The 16,279-nt window shown below is 71.8% G+C and carries 7 protein-coding genes; 4 read left to right on the top strand and 3 right to left on the bottom strand.

Features of this window, described 5'->3' with window-relative positions; translation table 11 throughout:
• Positions 1–20: 20 nt before the first annotated feature.
• Together BTH_RS08520 and BTH_RS08515 are read left to right on the top strand one after the other, a co-directional pair.
• The gene (locus tag BTH_RS08520; RefSeq protein WP_025404197.1) at positions 21–6,173 is read left to right on the top strand and encodes an alpha/beta fold hydrolase; all 6,153 of its coding nucleotides are present in this window, start codon (positions 21–23) and stop codon (positions 6,171–6,173) included.
• Positions 6,170–9,682: an indolepyruvate ferredoxin oxidoreductase family protein gene (locus tag BTH_RS08515; protein WP_009897618.1), complete on the top strand. Its 3,513-nt coding sequence runs from the start codon at positions 6,170–6,172 to the stop codon at positions 9,680–9,682. The genes BTH_RS08520 and BTH_RS08515 overlap by 4 nt, the downstream gene beginning before the upstream one ends.
• A gap of 324 nt (positions 9,683–10,006) precedes the next feature.
• Here the strand turns inward: BTH_RS08515 and BTH_RS08505 are convergent, their stop codons facing one another.
• The 3 genes from BTH_RS08505 to BTH_RS08495 all read right to left on the bottom strand — a co-directional run bounded on the left by BTH_RS08505 (position 10,007) and on the right by BTH_RS08495 (position 13,127).
• On the bottom strand, positions 10,007–10,501 hold the full coding sequence (locus tag BTH_RS08505; RefSeq protein WP_011401351.1) for a 2,4'-dihydroxyacetophenone dioxygenase family protein: 495 nt from the start codon (positions 10,499–10,501) through the stop codon (positions 10,007–10,009).
• Between the two features lie 147 nt (positions 10,502–10,648).
• A complete protein-coding gene (locus tag BTH_RS08500) occupies positions 10,649–11,434 on the bottom strand; it encodes a hypothetical protein (protein ID WP_009897614.1) in 786 nt (261 codons plus the stop codon).
• A 742-nt stretch (positions 11,435–12,176) separates the two neighbouring features.
• Positions 12,177–13,127, bottom strand: a complete 951-nt coding sequence (locus tag BTH_RS08495) for a LysR family transcriptional regulator (RefSeq protein ID WP_009897613.1) — start codon at positions 13,125–13,127, stop codon at positions 12,177–12,179.
• A gap of 58 nt (positions 13,128–13,185) precedes the next feature.
• Here BTH_RS08495 and BTH_RS08490 point away from each other — a divergent pair, with 58 nt between their 5' ends.
• Together BTH_RS08490 and BTH_RS08485 are read left to right on the top strand one after the other, a co-directional pair.
• Positions 13,186–14,586 (top strand): aspartate aminotransferase family protein, encoded by a 1,401-nt coding sequence (locus BTH_RS08490; protein ID WP_009897612.1) that lies wholly within the window; start codon positions 13,186–13,188, stop codon positions 14,584–14,586.
• Between the two features lie 67 nt (positions 14,587–14,653).
• Entirely contained in the window at positions 14,654–16,171 is a 1,518-nt protein-coding gene (locus BTH_RS08485) for a CoA-acylating methylmalonate-semialdehyde dehydrogenase (RefSeq protein ID WP_009897611.1), read from the top strand.
• Positions 16,172–16,279: the final 108 nt, after the last annotated feature.

Here is a 16,279-nt window from a genome sequence, read left to right as displayed (position 1 = left end):
CTGCCACTTCTGGAATCGATATGAACGTGCAAGAAAGCATTTTCCCGATCACGCCGAACGGCTTCGCCGGGCACTCGATGGACGATCTGATGCAGCGCTGGCTGCTCGCGCAGTTGCAGGCGACGGGCATCCTCGCCGACGGCCGCGCGCACGCATTCGACGCGCTCGCCGGCCGGGTGCAGCCGCTCTACCGCCGCTGGCTCGAGGAGAGCCTGCGCCTGCTGCGCGACGCGGGCCTCGTGCGCGACGACGCGCAAGGCTGGCGCGCGGCCGAGCGCGCGCCGATCGACGCGCGCGACGCGCAGCGCCACTGGGACGCGTCGCGCGACGCGTGGCTCGCCGACCGCGAACGCGCGGTCTACGTCGTGCTGATCGAAGCGGTGCTCGCGCAACTGCCGGCGATCCTCACGGGCCGCCGGCGCGCGACCGACGTGCTGTTTCCGAACGGCTCGATGGCGCGCGTGCAGGGCGTCTACACGGGCAACCACGTGTCCGACCACTTCAACCGCGTGCTTGTCGATCACGCGGTGCGCTACGTCGCCGGCTGCGCCGCGCGGCGTGCCGACGCGAAGCTGCGCTTCATCGAGGTGGGCGCGGGCACGGGCGGCACCACCGAGGGCCTGCTGGCGGCGCTCGCGCCGCACGCGCGGCACGTCGGCGAGTACTGCTTCACCGATATCTCGAAGGCGTTCCTGAATCACGCGCAACGCCGCTTCGGCGAAGGCGCGCCGTTCTTCGGCGCGCGCGTGCTCGACATCGAGCAGCCGATCGACGCGCAGGGCTTCGAGCCGGGCGCGTACGACGCGCTCGTCGCGACGAACGTGCTGCACGCGACGCGCGACATCCGCACGACGCTGCGCCACTGCAAGGCGCTCCTCAAGCACAACGGACTGCTCTTCATCAACGAGATGACGGGCAGCGTGCCGTACCTGCATCTGACGTTCGGCATGCTCGAAGGCTGGTGGCGCTTCACGGACGACGCGCTGCGCGTCGCGGGATGCCCGGCCGTCGCGCCGCAGACGTGGGACCGGGTGCTGCGCGAGGAGGGCTTCTCGTCCGTGATTTTTCCCGCGCGCGATGCGCACGGGCAGGGGCAGCAGATCGTCATCGCGCAGAACGACGCGCGGCGGGCGGGGAGCGCGCGCCGCGACGCGCGCGCGTCGAACGGCGACGCGCAACACGGCGCGCGCCATGAGGCGGCGCACGACGCGCAGCAAGACGCGAGCGGCGACACGCAAGCAGACGCGCACGACAGCGCGCACGACAGCGCACACGACAGCGCTCACGACAGCGCTCACGACAGCGCTCACGACAGCGCTCACGCCGCCGCCGCGCTGCGCCGCGAAGGCCGCGCGTATCTGCGCGCGCGCGCCGCGGAACTGCTCGGCATGCCGGCGGGCGCGATCGATCCGGACGAAGGGCTGCATGCATACGGGCTCGATTCGATTCTTGCGTCCCAGTTCGCCGCGCAGCTCGCCGAGGCGTTCGACGGATTCGACGGCGCGCTGCTGTTCGAGCACAAGACGATCAACGCGTTGCTCGACCATCTGCTCGCCGCGCATGCCGACGCGCTCGCGAGGCTCTTGCCGCCCGCGGGCGGCGCGCCCGCCCGCGGCGTCGGCGCGCGCGCGCAGGCAGCGCAAGCGTCAGGCGAGGGGCGCGCCGCGCCGCCGGCCGCGCCGCACGCCGACGCGCGGTCCGACACGCCGTCGAGCGCGCCGTCGAGCGCGCCGGCGCGGCCGGATCAGCCCGCACCGAGCGGGCCGCCCGCGCAACCCGCCCAACCCGCGCCGCGCGCCGACACGCCGCCGCCCGCCGCGAGCGCCGGGCATCGCGGCGAAGCGCGCGCGAGCGATACGCGATATGCGCCGCGCGCGCCGCATCCGGACGCCGCCGCGGAGCCGGTCGCGATCATCGGCATCAGCGGCCGCTATCCCGGCGCGTACGACGTGCCGGCGTTCTGGCGCAACCTCCTCGCGGGTGCGTGCGCGATCACGGAGGTGCCCGCCGAGCGCTGGGACTGGCGGGCGCATTACCGGGCCGATGCCGCCGAGGCGGCGCGCGAGGGCAAGAGCTACAGCAAGTGGGGCGGATTCGTCGACGACGTCGGCCGCTTCGATCCGGCGTTCTTCGGCATGACGCCGCAGGACGCGCAGCACACCGATCCGCAGGAGCTCCTGTTCCTCGAGATGTGCTGGCACGCGCTGCAGGACGCGGGGCAGACGCCCGCGCTGTTGCCGGGCGACGTGCGCCGCCGCGCGGGCGTGTTCGCCGCGATCACGAAGCACTACGCGTTTCCGCCGACGTCGTTCGCGTCGCTCGCGAATCGCGTGTCGCATGCGCTCGACTTCGGGGGCAAGAGCCTCGCGATCGATACGATGTGCTCGTCGTCGCTCGTCGCCGTGAACGAGGCATGGGAATACCTGCAGCGCGACGGGCGGCTCGCGGTCGTCGGCGGCGTCAATCTCTATCTCGATCCGCAGCAGTACGCACATCTGTCGCGCTTTCGCTTCGCGTCGAGCGGCCCGGTGTGCAAGGCGTTCGGCGAAGGCGGCGACGGGTTCGTGCCGGGCGAGGGCGCGGGCGCGATCGTGCTCAAGCGCCTGTCCGACGCCGAGCGCGACGGCGATCCGATCCACGCGGTGATCCGCGGCTGCGCGGTCAATCACAACGGCCGCTCGACGAGCTTCACCGCATCCGATCCCGCGCGCCAGGCCGACGTCGTGCGGGACGCGCTCACGCGCGCGGGCGTCGATCCGCGCACGATCGGCTATGTCGAGGCGGCGGCCAACGGCCACGCGATGGGCGATGCGATCGAGATGACGGGGCTCGGCAAGGTGTTCGCCGCGTGCGACGGCGTATCGGGTACGCGCGCGATCGGCTCCGTGAAGGCGAACATCGGGCACTGCGAGGCTGCATCGGGCATGTCGCAGTTGACGAAGGTCGTGATGGCGATGCGCGACGGCGTGCTCGCGCCGACGCTGCGCGACGGCACGCGCAACCCGAACATCGCGTTCGAGCGGCTGCCGTTCGAGGTTCAGGAGCAGGCCGCGCCGTGGCGGCGGCTGATCGTCGACGGCAGCGAGGTGCCGCGGCGCGCGGGCGTCACGAGCATCGGCGGCGGCGGCGTCAACGCGCACGTCGTGCTCGAGGAGTACGTGGCGCCGCCGCGCGCCGCGCGCCCTGGCGCGGGCACGGACGACGAAGTCCTGTTCGTGCTGTCCGCGCGCACGCGCGAGCAACTGGGCGCGTACGCCGAACGCTGGGCCGGCTACCTCGAGGCGCATCCCGACTGCGATGTCGACGCGATCGCGCATACCGTGCGCACGGCGCGCGAGCCGATGGCGCACCGGCTCGCCGTGCTCGCGCACGGACGCGGCGAGCTCGCGGCGCTGCTGCGGGGCTGGGCGGCGGGCGGCGCGGCGAGTGGCGCGGCAAGTGGCGCGGCGAGCGATCAGGTGTTCTACGGCGACGTGAAGCAGCATCGCGTGGTGCTCTCGGACGCGCTCGTGCAAGCGGCGCGGCGCGAGGGCGCGGCGAGCCTCGCGAAGCTCTGGGTGCTCGGCAACGCGCTTGGCGCGGCGCACGGCGCGGACGAACCCGCGCCGCGCCGAGTGGGCCTGCTGCCGCCGTACCCGTTCGAGCGGCGGCTCGTCTGGACGTCCGCGCACGCGCCCGGCACGCGGCATGCGAGCGCCGGGGAAGCCACGGAAGCGGCAGAAGCCGCGGAAGCCGCGGAAGCCGGCGCGGCAGCCGTGGCCGAAAGCGCCGAAGCCGGCGCGCCCGCCGCCGCCGGCGACGCCCGCCTGCAGCCGGCGCCCGCGAGCAACGCGGAGGCGTTCTACTCGCTCAGCACGCTGAACGCGTCGAAGGATTTTCAGGAGCAGTACCTGACGCTGTGCCCGTTCCCCGAGCGCATTCCGGGCTTCTCGATGACGCGCATGTTCATCGAGCCGCAGAAGTACCCGAACGAATTCGCGCTGATGCAGGCGCGCCAGATCGAAATGCGCCAGGTGCTGTTCGGTCGCGAGCATTTCGAGCGGATCTCACGCGTGCTCGACATCGGCTGCGGGATGGGCACCGATGTGATCCAGCTCGCGAAACGCTTCGCGCATCTGCGCACGACGGGCTACACGATCACGCGCGCGCAGGCCGAGCTGGGCGCCGGGCGCATCGCGCGCGAGGGCCTGCAAGGCCGCGCGGAGATCCGCCACGGCGACAGCGCGAAAGACCCGTTCCCGGGCAAATACGATCTCGTGATCGGCATCGAGGTGATCTGCCACATCCAGGACAAGCACGGCGTGTTCGGCAACATCGCGCGCTCGCTCGACGACGACGGGCACGTGCTGCTGATGGATTTCGTCGCGAACGGCCGCGGGCGCATCAGCTCGCCGGAGATCGATATCGACATCGGCACGCGGCAGGACTGGATCGACGTCGCGGCGGCGCACGGCCTCGTGGTCGACGAGGTGATCGACGTGTCGCCGCAGATCGCGAACTTCCTGCACGACCCCGAGCACGAGCGGAACATCGCCGCGCTGCCTGGCGTCGCGCAGGCGTCGTTCCGCAACTTCGCGAACACGTGCGTGTCGCTCGAGAAGGGCTGGGTCAGCTATTGCCTGCTGCGCCTGAGCAAGGCGAGCCGCTTGAGCGAGGCCGAGCGCCGGCGCCTGAACGCCGAGCGGTTCGGCGCGAGCGTCGCGTATCCGGACGCGCTGAAGGCGATGCACGCGCGCGGCCCCGCGCCGTATCCGCGCAGCCCGGACGCGCAACCGCCGGCCGCGCGCGCGCAGGCGGGCGTGGACGGGGGCGTCGAGGCGAGCGCGCCGGCTGGCGTGAAAGCGGACTCGAAAGCAGGCCCGAAATCGGAAGTGAAATCGGATGCGGCCGCTCGCGCGTCGCGCGCCGACATCGCCGCCAGCGTTGCCGCCAGCGTTGCCGCCAGCGTCGAGGATGCGTTCGAGGCGTCGCTCGGCCTGCGGCGCGCGGATCTCGAGCGCGCCGACGATCTGCGCGCGCTCGGCATCGGCTCGATCCAGGCGGTGATGCTCGCCGAGGCGATCAACGAGCGTCTCGACCTCGCGCTGCCGAGCCGCTTCGTGCTCGAGCACGCGACGTTCGGCGCGCTCGTGCGCGCGGTGGCTGAAGCCGTCGCGGGCGGGCGCGGCAGCTCGCGCGACGCGCCGGCGCGCGAGCTCGCCTATCTGTCGCTGCTCGAGCCGGGCGGCGCGATGACGGCCGAGCTGCTCGAGCTGCCGGGCGGCGCGCGCGCCGAGATCCTGCGCGGCGGACGCGGGCCGCGCGTCGTGCTGATTCCCGGGCTCGGGATGGCGGGCACTGTGTTTCGCGATCTGTGCCGCGCGTTGACGCGGCGCCACGAGGTGATCGTCTACCACTATCCGGGGCTCGGCCGCAGCGATCCCGTCGCGCCGATCGACGTCGACGCCGCCGCCGCTCATCTGTACCGCACGCTCGACGCATGCGGCGGCGACGGCGCGGCCGCGCTCCTCGGCTGGTCGTTCGGCGGCGTGATCGCGCAGCGCGCGGCGCTGATGCGGCCGCGCGCGTGGCGCGCGCTCGTCCTCGTCAACACGCTCGGCGCATACCGGCCGCTCGCGCCGCAATTCCTGACGCCGGGCGCGTCGCGTGACGGCGAACCGCGCGGCCTCGGCGGCCTCTACCAGACCGATCTCGATTTCGTGTTCGCCGGCGACGCGCCGCCGGCCGCGCTCGCGCGCAAGGACGCGTGCGCGGCGCTGATGCGCGACAGCCTCGCGCTCGACGCCGCGCAGGCGATCGATTATCTCGATGCGCTCGTGCGCTTCGACGCGACCGCGCAACTGCCGTCGCTGCGGATGCCGACGCTCGTCGTCGCCGGCACGGCCGATCACTTCGGCGATCCGGCGCACGCGGAGCAGCTCGTGTCGCTGATTCCGAACGCGCGGCTCGCGCGGATCGCGGGCGCGGGGCACGCGGTGTTCCTCACGCACGGCGAAGCGTTCGAGCCGGCGGTGCTCGCGTTTCTCGACGAGACGCTGCGCGCGGCCGAAGCGGGCGGCGCGGCGGAATCGGTTGAATCGGTTGAGGCGACCGAGGCGGCCGAGGCGGCCCGCTCGCCCGCCGTCGCGCGCCGGCGGGCGACCGACGACGCGCCGGTCGGGAGCGACGCATGATCGATCGCGACTATGCGCAGTTCTCGCGCTACACGCGCGGCATCAGTGAGCCGCGTGGGCCGATCCTGCTGTCCGGCACGCAGGCGCTCGTGCGGATGCTGCTCGCGCAGGCGCAGGCCGACCGCCGCGCGGGGCGCGACACCGCGGGCTTCGTGAGCGGCTACCGAGGCTCGCCGCTCGGCTCGGTCGACCTCGAGATGTGGCGCGCCGCGAAGCTGCTCGATGCGGCGAACGTGCGCTTTCATCCGGCCGTCAACGAGGAGCTCGCCGCGACCGCGGTGCTCGGCTCGCAGAAGGTCGAGACCGATCCGACGCGCGCGCGCGACGGCGTGTTCGCGATGTGGTACGGCAAGGGGCCGGGCGTCGACCGCTCGGGTGACGCGCTGCGGCACGGCAATGCGTACGGCGCGTCGCCGACGGGCGGGGTGCTCGTCGTTGCGGGCGACGATCACGGCTGCGCGTCGTCGTCGATGTCGCATCAGTCGGATCTCGCGCTGATCGCGTGGGGCCTGCCCGTCGTGCATCCGGCAAGCATCGCCGACTACGTCGAGTTCGGGCTCTGGGGTTGGGCGCTGTCGCGCTTCTGCGGCCTTTGGGTCGGCTTCAAGGCGGTGACCGAAACGGTCGAGACGGTGCGCACGCTCGACGACGACGCCGGCCGCGCATGGAGCGACGCGCTCGTGCTGCCGCCCGTCGACGCGGGCCCGGACGGCCTGCACTGGCGCTGGCCCGACCTGCCCGGGCCGCAGATCGAGCGGCGGCTCGAATACAAGGCGCGCGCGGCCGCCGCGTTCGCCGCCGCGAATCCGCTCGAGCGCCTCGCCGCGCCGTGCGCTTCGCCGAAGTGCCTGATCGCGGCGGTCGGCAAGGCCTACCTCGACGTGCTCGAGGCGCTGCGCATCGGCGGGCTCACGCCCGACGCGCTCGCGCGCGCGGGCGTCGCGCTGATGAAGGTCGGGCTCGTGTCGCCGCTGTCGCCCGCGCTCGCGGCCCTCGCCGCGCGCGTCGACGAGGTGTTCGTCGTCGAGGAAAAGGCGGCGGTGGTCGAGCCGCTGCTCAAGGCGCATCTGTACGGCGCCGCGCACGCGCGCCCGCGAATCGTGGGCAAGCACGACGAGGCGGGGCGGCCGCTGTTGCCGAGCGCGACCGAGCTGCGGCCGTCCCGGCTCGCCGCCGCGCTCGCGTCGCGGCTCGGGCGGTACGGGCTCGCACTGCGCGAGCCCGATCACGCGCGCTCGCCTTCGGTGCCGCCGCTCGCGTTGCCCAAGCGCAAGCCGTTCTTCTGCGCGGGCTGCCCGCACAATGCGTCGACGCGCGTGCCCGACGGCAGCCGCGCGCAGCTCGGCATCGGCTGCCACGCGCTCGCCGCGCAGATGCCGGAGCGCAACACGAGCGGCAGCGTGCAGATGGGCGGCGAGGGCGTCGACTGGATCGGCCAGTCGCCGTTCGTGCGCGAGCCGCACATCTTCCAGAATCTCGGCGACGGCACGCTGTTCCATTCCGGGCATCTCGCGGTGCGGCAGGCCGTGGCGGCGGGCGTCAACGTCACGTACAAGATCCTCTACAACGACGCCGTCGCGATGACGGGCGGGCAGCCGATCGACGGCCGCCTCACCGTCGCGCAGATCACGCGGCTGATGCAGGCGGAGGGCGTGCGGCGCATCGTCGTCGTGACGCCGGAGCCGGCCGCCTATCGAACCGACGGTTTCGCCGACGGCGTCGGCGTCGAGCCGCGCGAGCGCCTCGACGCGGTGCAGCGCGAGCTGCGCGACGCGCGCGGCGTGTCGGTGCTGATCTACGACCAGGTCTGCGCGACCGAGGAGCGCCGCCGCAGGAAGAAGGCGGGCGCGGCGGCGGCCGCGCGCGCGCGGCCGAAGGTCTTCATCAACGAAAGCGTCTGCGAGGGGTGCGGCGACTGCCAGCGGCAGTCGAACTGCCTCGCGGTCGTGCCTGTCGACACCGAGTTCGGCCGCAAGCGCCAGATCGACCAGCAGGCGTGCAACAGCGATCTGTCGTGCCTGGCGGGCTTCTGCCCGAGCTTCGTGACGATCGACGGCGCAAGCGGCGCGCCGTCGCGGGATCGCGCCCGCGCCGACGCGGCGCTCGCGCGCGTCGCGCAACTGCCGCTGCCCGAGACCGCGCTCGGCGACGCGCCGTACGAGCTCGCGATCTGCGGCATCGGCGGGACGGGCGTCGTGACGGTCGCGGGCGTCGTCGCGCTCGCCGCGCACCTCGAAGGCAACGTGGCGAGCACGCTGAACTTCTCCGGCTTCGCGCAGAAGGGCGGCGCGGTGCTGAGCCATTTGCGCATCGCGAGGCCTTCGGCGGCGCTGCACCAGGCGCGCATCGACACGGGCCGCGCCGATGCGATGATCGCCGCGGATCTCGTCGTCGCGAGCGCGGGCGAGGCGCTGGAGATGATCCGCCCGGGGCATACGCGGATCGTCGCCAACCTGCACGAGGCGCAGACGGGCGCGATGCTGCGGGACCCGGATGCGAGCGTCGACGTCGATGCGATCGACGCGCTGCTGCGCGCGTGCGCCGGCGCGTCGCGCGTCGCGTCCGTCGATGCGCACGCGCGCGTGCAGGCGATCGGCGGCGCGCTCTACGGCAACATGTTCCTGCTCGGTTACGCGTGGCAACTCGGACTCGTTCCGGTGTCGCTCGGCGCGCTCGAGCGGGCGATCGACATGCTGGGAGCCGATGCACCGTCGAACCGCCGGGCGTTCTCGTACGGCCGGCTCGAGGCCGCCGGCGGCGCGCACGGCGCCGAAGGCGACGGCGGAGAGGACGGCGCGCGCGGGCGGCAGGCGTCGCCGAGCGTCGACGATCGCGTCGAATCGCGCGCCGCGTACCTGGCCGCGTACCAGGACGCGCGCTATGCGAGCCGATACCGGGCGCGCGTGGACGCGGCGCGCGCGGCGGGCGAGCGGATCGGCGACGCGCGGCTCGCGGACGCGGTGGCCGTCAACCTGTTCCGGCTGATGGCCTGCAAGGACGAGTACGAAGTCGCGCGGCTGCACACGGAGCCCGCGTTCCTTGACCGGATCGCGGCCGAGTTCGGGCCCGGCGCGCGCGTGAGCTTTCACTTGCGTGCGCCGCTCGCCGGCTGGCTGTCGCGCGAGCGCGGCGCGCAGCGTGCGATCCGCGTGGGCGCGGGGATGCTGCCGGCGCTGCGGATGCTCGCTTGGCTGCGGCGTCTGCGCGGCACGCCTTTCGACGTGTTCGGCTATCTGCCGCATCGCCGGGCCGAGCGCCGGCTGATCGCCGAATACGACGCGCTGCTCGACGAAGTGCTGCCGAGCGTGACGGCGGCGACGGCCGACATTGCGCTCATGCTGCTCGACTTGCCGCAGACGATTCGCGGGTACGGCGAGATCAAGCGGCGTTCGATTGCCGAGGCCGCGCTGAAGCGGCGGGAATGGCTCGCGCGGTACAGAGGCGCGCGCACCGGGCGGGCGAAGTTCGTGCCGATCGTGTTCGAGCGCGGGCAGCGGGAATCGGCGTGACGTGCTTGCGGGCGATATGGGCGATGCGGGAGGCGATGCGGGGCCGGGCAGCGCGAGTGGCGCGATGGCCGATGCGCGCCGCGACCGGGAAAGCGAGCGAGGCAAAGGCCCGATCGCGGCATGGCCGAGGCCGCCGATTCGCCGCGCCTGCAGCCGGCCGATTCGTCGATTCGTCGATTCGATCGATCCGTGACGGCAGACCTTTGATTCGCCGATCCGCGAGTCCGCCTGTCCGCTGCTTGGCCGATTCATCGATCGGCCCGCCCGCCGCCGCGCGAATCTACCGTCCTTCCGGGCGCCGCCCGATGCGCGGCGCCCGCCGGCTCAGCGCGTGACGAACGGCGGTGCGGTGTCCGGCGCGCCGCGCGCGAACCGGCGCTCGCGCAGCAGCGCGACGCGGCAGTTCTCGCGCGCCGTTTCGTTGCCGGCTTCGTCGAGCAACACGAGATCGCCGCGCATCACGTTGAACGTGACGACCGCGCCCGTTTCCGACGCGATCGCCTCCGGCGTGTGATGCGAGCCGGCCGGCTCCAGCACCGTGCTGCCCGGCCGCGCGACCCAGTCGTATTCGCGGTAGCGCCATTCCCCCTGCAACGTGTAGACGAACACCGCGCCGTCGTGCCGATGCCGCGGCAGCGCGAGCCCGACCGGCATCTTCAGCAGCACGGTCATCTCGTCGTCGGCGACGTTGATGTGCAGATACTTGATCGCGAGCCCGGGCAGGCTCGCGTCCATCGGCAGCCATGGGCGATCGTCGTCCTGCAGGCACGAGATCGGCGGCAGGAACGCGGCGGGGGCGGGCGGCAACGGTGATTTCATGGCGGGGCGCGGCGCCTTCGCGGCGCGCAGGGACGCGGGAAAACGCGATTATCGCAGAGCGGGCGGCGGTGGACGGCGCGCGCAAGGTTCGCCGAACCGGTCAAGGCCGCCGCCCGTCGGGCCGGCCATGCGCTTTCGCGCGGTCGCTCACCCGTTCTTCGAGAACGAGAACAGCCGGCGCAGGCCGCCTTGCCTGCTCTGGACGATGTCGCCGTCGGCGACGCGGTGCGCGTTGCCCGGTATCGATGCGTCCTGCGGAATCTTCCCGGTCTTCACGCCGTCTTCCGACGATACGTCGGACGGAGCGACGTGAACCTCCAGCTTGCCTTCGGCGGTTTGCGGATCGTGCCGGACATAAATGTCATGCGGACGAACGGTCGCTTCGGTTTCGACGAACCCGACCTCCGCGTTGGGCGCGAGCTTGTGCATTTGGGCCGTGATGTTCGCCCGGGTATTGAACTCCGAGTTTTCGGTGCGCCCCTTGGCCTCCTGGATCGGCCCCGCCACCACGACCTTCGCGCAGTTCTTCGCGTCGATCGCCTCGAACATCGTCTGCATGTCCTTTTGCTCGAAGCCTTCAGGCGTGGTCAGATGGACGCCGCGGAGACTGCCGTTCCTGGAAAGCGCCGAGACGCTCACGCAGGAGCTGATGTTCGGATAGCAGAGGTTGGCCGCCCCGCCGCGAGGAATCCTGCCGAGGCTGTTTTCCGGAACGACGACCCCGACGCCGCTGCCGTCCCTGTTCGGCTGGACCGGGCGCTGAAACACCGGCGAGCCGCCGAGCCTGAATTTCGTGCGCTGCAGTTCGCGAAGCTCGGAAGGGATCGTGCGCGACGTGCCCGATGCATGGCTCGCCGCTTGGGGTTCGGCGGTGGTCGACGTCGCGGCGTAGGTTGGGTCGACGCCGCTGCCGCCGGTGACTTTGGGATTCATTCAGTCGCTATGAGCATCTCCCGTCCGCGCGATGCGGGGCGCGCCGGCCCCCGGCGAGCGCGGCGCGTCGGCGCGCTCGCGTGGAGATCCGTGAGCGCGCCGCGCGTTGCGTCCCGTCGCCGTGTCGGGCGCCCGCGGGCGCGGCCTTTCGGCGGCTCATCCTGTCGTAAGAGTTGATCTTCCATGCGGCGCGCGCGATCGCATTCGCGCCGATCGGCGCGCGCAGCCCGTTCGGGCGGGCGTCGCCCGGGAGAGGGCGTTCGTGCGCCGGCCCCGGTGCGGCGGCGGCGATGCCACGGCATGCGCGACGGCGCGCTCGCCGCCGCAGCCCGTGCGGCATCGATCGACGCCCGCCCGACCGTCTCCAGTATTCGGCAACGCGGCGCGCGGCTTCGCCCGGCAGGCGAAGCCGCCGCCGGGAATGCGAACGGGCGGCGCGGCCGGGCGGCGTATCGGCGTCGGCGGGCGCGGGTGCTGGCGTGGGCACTGGCACTGGCACTGGCACTGGCACTGGCACTGGCACTGGCACTGGCACTGGCACTGGCACTGGCGCGGGCGCGGGCGCGAGTTGCGCCGCACCGCGTCTTCCGGGACGGCCGCGCGTGGCTTCGGCCGGCCGCGACCGCCGGGCGGCCATTCCATCACGCCGACGGCGGACGGCTGCGGGCCCGCAGGCCCGGGCCCGCGCGGCGGGCGCACGCTCACGGTTGCGCGCGCCGGGCGCGTCCCGCGGGATTGCGCGTCACGCTTTCGCGCGCGCCGCCGCATGCGCGAATTCGAGGCATTCCTGAAACAGCAGCGCCGCGCGCGACGGCCGGGGCGAGCGGCGCAGCAGGCTCACGAACCGGCACGAATAATGAAAGCGCTGCGGCGCGACGGCCCGCATCAGCCCCTTCGCCTCGAAGCTCTCCGCATAGTGATCGGGCAGAAAGCCGAGATACCGCCCCGAGAGGATCAGCGTCGCGATCGATTCCTGATCCGACGCGGTCGCGCTGCGCGTGAGTTTCGCGCGATGGCTCAGCTCCATGTTCGGCGAGTGGTAGCCGAGCCCGGCGAACGCGTAGCCGCGCACTTGGCGCCACGTGAGCTTTGCGTGCGGCGCGTCGAACAGCGCGTGGCCCGCGCCGCAGTACAGCAGCATCCGCTCGTCGAACAGGTCGGCGTAGACGAGGCTGCCCGAGCTGCGGTGCGCGGGAATGATCCCGACCTGATAACTGCCGTCGATGATCCCGCGCTCGACCTCGTTGATCGACGCGACGTGCAGATTCAGCGCCACGTCCGGCGCCTCGTCGTGAAAGCGCCCGATCGCGTCGCCGAGCCGCGCGCGCGGGTTCGTCGCGGTCTTGTCGAACACGGCGATCTGCAGCTCGCCGCCCATCCGGTCGTGAATGCCGTCCACGCGGCTCCTGAACGCCTCGACCGACGCGAGCAGCCGCAGCGTCTCCTCGTAGACGGTCTGACCCTCGGGCGTCAGCGTGAAGCCCGCGCGGCCGCGCCGGCACAGCACGAGGCCCAGGCGCGTTTCGAGATCCTTCACGTGCCGGCTGATCGTCGAGATGCCGATGTTCAGCTCCAGCTCGGCCGCGGCCATCCCGCCGCACTGGACGACGCTCCTGAACACGCGCAACAGGCGCAGGTCCATGTCGGTCAGCTGGCCGAGGAGCGCGCGGCTCTTCGGTTTTCTTGCTTGCATAAATGCTCAAGTAAACATTGATATTGCGATATTTAAAAGACTATTCGTCGATTCGACAATGCGCAACATCTTCATTCATCCGCGCATTGCGACGCCGACCGACATGAACGCTCTGACCGAACCGACCACCCCCGACACGACCGTGCGCACCGACGCCGAATGGCTCGACGCGCACTGGATGCCGTTTACCGCGAACCGCCAGTTCAAGCGGGACCCGCGGATCATCGTCGAGGGCAAGGGCGCGTATTACACGGCGGCCGACGGCCGCAAGATCTTCGACGGCCTGTCCGGCCTCTGGTGCTGCGGCCTCGGCCACGGCCGCGCCGAGATCTCGGAGGCGGTCGCGCGCCAGATCGCGCGGCTCGACTATTCGCCCGCGTTCCAGTTCGGCCATCCGCAATCGTTCGAGCTCGCGAACCGGATCAAGGCGATGACGCCCGCGGGCCTCGACTATGTGTTCTTCACCGGCTCGGGCTCGGAGGCGGCCGACACGTCGCTCAAGATGGCGCGCGCGTACTGGCGCGCGAAAGGCAAGGGCACGAAGACGCGCCTGATCGGCCGCGAGAAGGGCTACCACGGCGTGAACTTCGGCGGCATCTCGGTCGGCGGGATCGGGCCGAACCGCAAGCTGTTCGGCCAGGGCATCGACGCCGACTTCCTGCCGCACACGCAACTGCCGGAAAACCGGTTCTCGCGCGGGCTGCCCGAGCACGGCGCCGAGCTGGCCGACCGCCTGCTCGATCTGATCGCGCTGCACGACGCGTCGAACATCGCGGCGGTGATCGTCGAGCCGTTCTCCGGCTCGGCGGGCGTCGTCGTGCCGCCGAAGGGCTATCTGCAGCGGCTGCGCGAGATCTGCACCGCGCACGACATCCTGCTGATCTTCGACGAAGTCATCACGGGCTTCGGCCGCACGGGCGCGATGACGGGCGCCGACGCGTTCGGCGTCGTGCCGGACCTCATGAACGTCGCGAAGCAGGTGACGAACGGCGCGCAGCCGCTCGGCGCGGTGATCGCGAGCAAGGACATCTACGACGCGTTCATGGCGGCGGGCGGCCCCGACTACATGCTCGAGTTCCCGCACGGCTACACGTATTCCGCGCATCCCGTCGCGTGCGCGGCGGGCGTCGCGGCGCTCGATCTGCTCGTGGCCGAAGACGCGCTCGGCCGCGTGCGCGAGCTCGCGCCGCATTTCGAGGCGGCCGTGCATGGCCTGAAGGGCGTGCGCCACGTCGCCGACATCCGCAACTGCGGGCTCGCCGCGGGCCTGACGATCGAGCACGCGCCGGGCGAGCCCGCCCGGCGTCCGTACGAAATCGCGATGCACTGCTGGAGGAACGGCTTCTACGTGCGCTACGGCGGCGACACGATCCAGCTCGCGCCGCCGTTCGTCGCCGAGAAGCACGAGATCGACAGCCTGATCGGCGCGTTGAACGACGCGCTGCTCGCCACCGACTGACGATGCGCGGCCGCCGCGCCGCGCATTCGCCGCATCCACGCAACACACGAATTCAGGAAACACCGCGATGAAACACGACAGCAACGTCACTTCCACCCTCGGCCATCTGATCGACGGCAAGCGCGTCGACGGCGGCGAGCGCGTGCAGCCGGTGTTCGACCCGGCGACGGGCGCGTCGACGAAGCGCGTGCGCCTTGCCGACGGGCCGACCGTCGAGGCGGCGATCGCCGCCGCGCAGGCCGCGTATCCGGCGTGGCGCAACACGCCGCCGCTCAAGCGCGCGCGCGTGATGAGCCGCTTCAAGACGCTGCTCGAGGAGCACGCGGACGAGCTGTGCGCGCTCGTCACGGCCGAGCACGGCAAGGTGCTCGCCGACGCGATGGGCGAACTGCAGCGCGGGATCGAGAACGTCGAGTACGCGAGCTATGCGCCCGAGCTGCTCAAGGGCGAGCACAGCAAGAACGTCGGCCCGGCGATCGATTCGTGGAGCGAGTTCCAGGCGCTCGGCGTGGTCGCGGGCATCACGCCGTTCAACTTCCCGGTGATGGTGCCGCTGTGGATGTGGCCGATGGCCGTCGCGTGCGGCAACACGTTCGTGCTGAAGCCGTCCGAGCGCACGCCGTCGTCGACGCTGCGCATGGCCGAGCTCGCGCTCGAGGCGGGCCTGCCGCCCGGCGTGCTGAACGTCGTGAACGGCGACAAGGAAGCCGTCGACACGATCCTGACCGATTCGCGCGTGAAGGCGGTGAGCTTCGTCGGCTCGACGCCGATCGCCGAGTACATCTACACGACGGGTTGCGCGCACGGCAAGCGCGTGCAGGCGCTGGGCGGCGCGAAGAACTTCGCGATCGTGATGCCGGACGCCGACATCGGCAACGCGGTGAACGCGCTGATGGGCGCCGCGTACGGCTCGTGCGGCGAGCGCTGCATGGCGATTCCGCTCGTCGTCGCGATCGGCGACGATGCGGCGGACCAGGTCGTCGAGGGCCTGAAAGCCGAGATCGCGAAGATGAAGGTTGGCCCGGGCACGGGCGAGCGCGTCGACATGGGGCCGCTCGTCACGCGGCAGCACTTCGACAAGGTGACGGGCTTCGTCGAGGCGGGCGTGGCCGCGGGCGCGACGCTCGTCGTCGACGGGCGCGGCGTGAAGGTGGACGGCCACGACGGCGGCTACTACCTCGGCCCGTGCCTGTTCGATCACGTGAAGCCCGGCATGCCGATCTATCAGCATGAGATTTTCGGGCCGGTGCTCGGCGTCGTGCGCGTCGCGTCGCTCGCCGAGGCGATGGCGCTCGTCGATGCGCACGAGTACGGCAACGGCACGTGCCTTTTCACGCGCGACGGCGAGGCCGCGCGCTACTTCAGCGACAACATCCAGGTCGGGATGGTCGGCATCAACGTGCCGCTGCCCGTGCCCGTTGCGTATCACTCGTTCGGCGGCTGGAAGCGCTCGCTGTTCGGCGATCTGCATGCATACGGCCCGGACGCGGTGCGCTTCTATACGAAGCGCAAGACAATCACGCAGCGCTGGCCGTCGGCCGGTGTGCGCGAGGGGACGGTGTTCAGCTTCCCGTCGAGCCGCTGAGCAACAGGTTTGTTGTTGGCCTATCCAGGCCGTTCGGCGGCGAGTTGCGTCGACGGCCTGTTTCAAAGCCCGCGCGAGCGGGCTTTTTCTTGGTTCAACGCAGGAAAC

The sequence above is a fragment of the Burkholderia thailandensis E264 genome, assembly GCF_000012365.1.
In the GTDB taxonomy this organism is placed as follows: Bacteria; Pseudomonadota; Gammaproteobacteria; order Burkholderiales; family Burkholderiaceae; genus Burkholderia; species Burkholderia thailandensis.
Note: the sequence above shows the minus strand (reverse complement) of the source record. Positions and strands in the feature narration are given on the sequence as shown.

What these genes read in the sequence shown, in the direction of transcription:
- BTH_RS08520 (WP_025404197.1), top strand. Translation starts at nt 21, where the DNA reads ATGAACGTGCAAGAAAGCATTTTCCCGATCACGCCGAACGGCTTCGCC.
- BTH_RS08515 (WP_009897618.1), top strand. Translation starts at nt 6,170, where the DNA reads ATGATCGATCGCGACTATGCGCAGTTCTCGCGCTACACGCGCGGCATC.
- BTH_RS08505 (WP_011401351.1), bottom strand. Translation starts at nt 10,501, where the DNA reads ATGAAATCACCGTTGCCGCCCGCCCCCGCCGCGTTCCTGCCGCCGATC.
- BTH_RS08500 (WP_009897614.1), bottom strand. Translation starts at nt 11,434, where the DNA reads ATGAATCCCAAAGTCACCGGCGGCAGCGGCGTCGACCCAACCTACGCC.
- BTH_RS08495 (WP_009897613.1), bottom strand. Translation starts at nt 13,127, where the DNA reads ATGCAAGCAAGAAAACCGAAGAGCCGCGCGCTCCTCGGCCAGCTGACC.
- BTH_RS08490 (WP_009897612.1), top strand. Translation starts at nt 13,186, where the DNA reads ATGCGCAACATCTTCATTCATCCGCGCATTGCGACGCCGACCGACATG.
- BTH_RS08485 (WP_009897611.1), top strand. Translation starts at nt 14,654, where the DNA reads ATGAAACACGACAGCAACGTCACTTCCACCCTCGGCCATCTGATCGAC.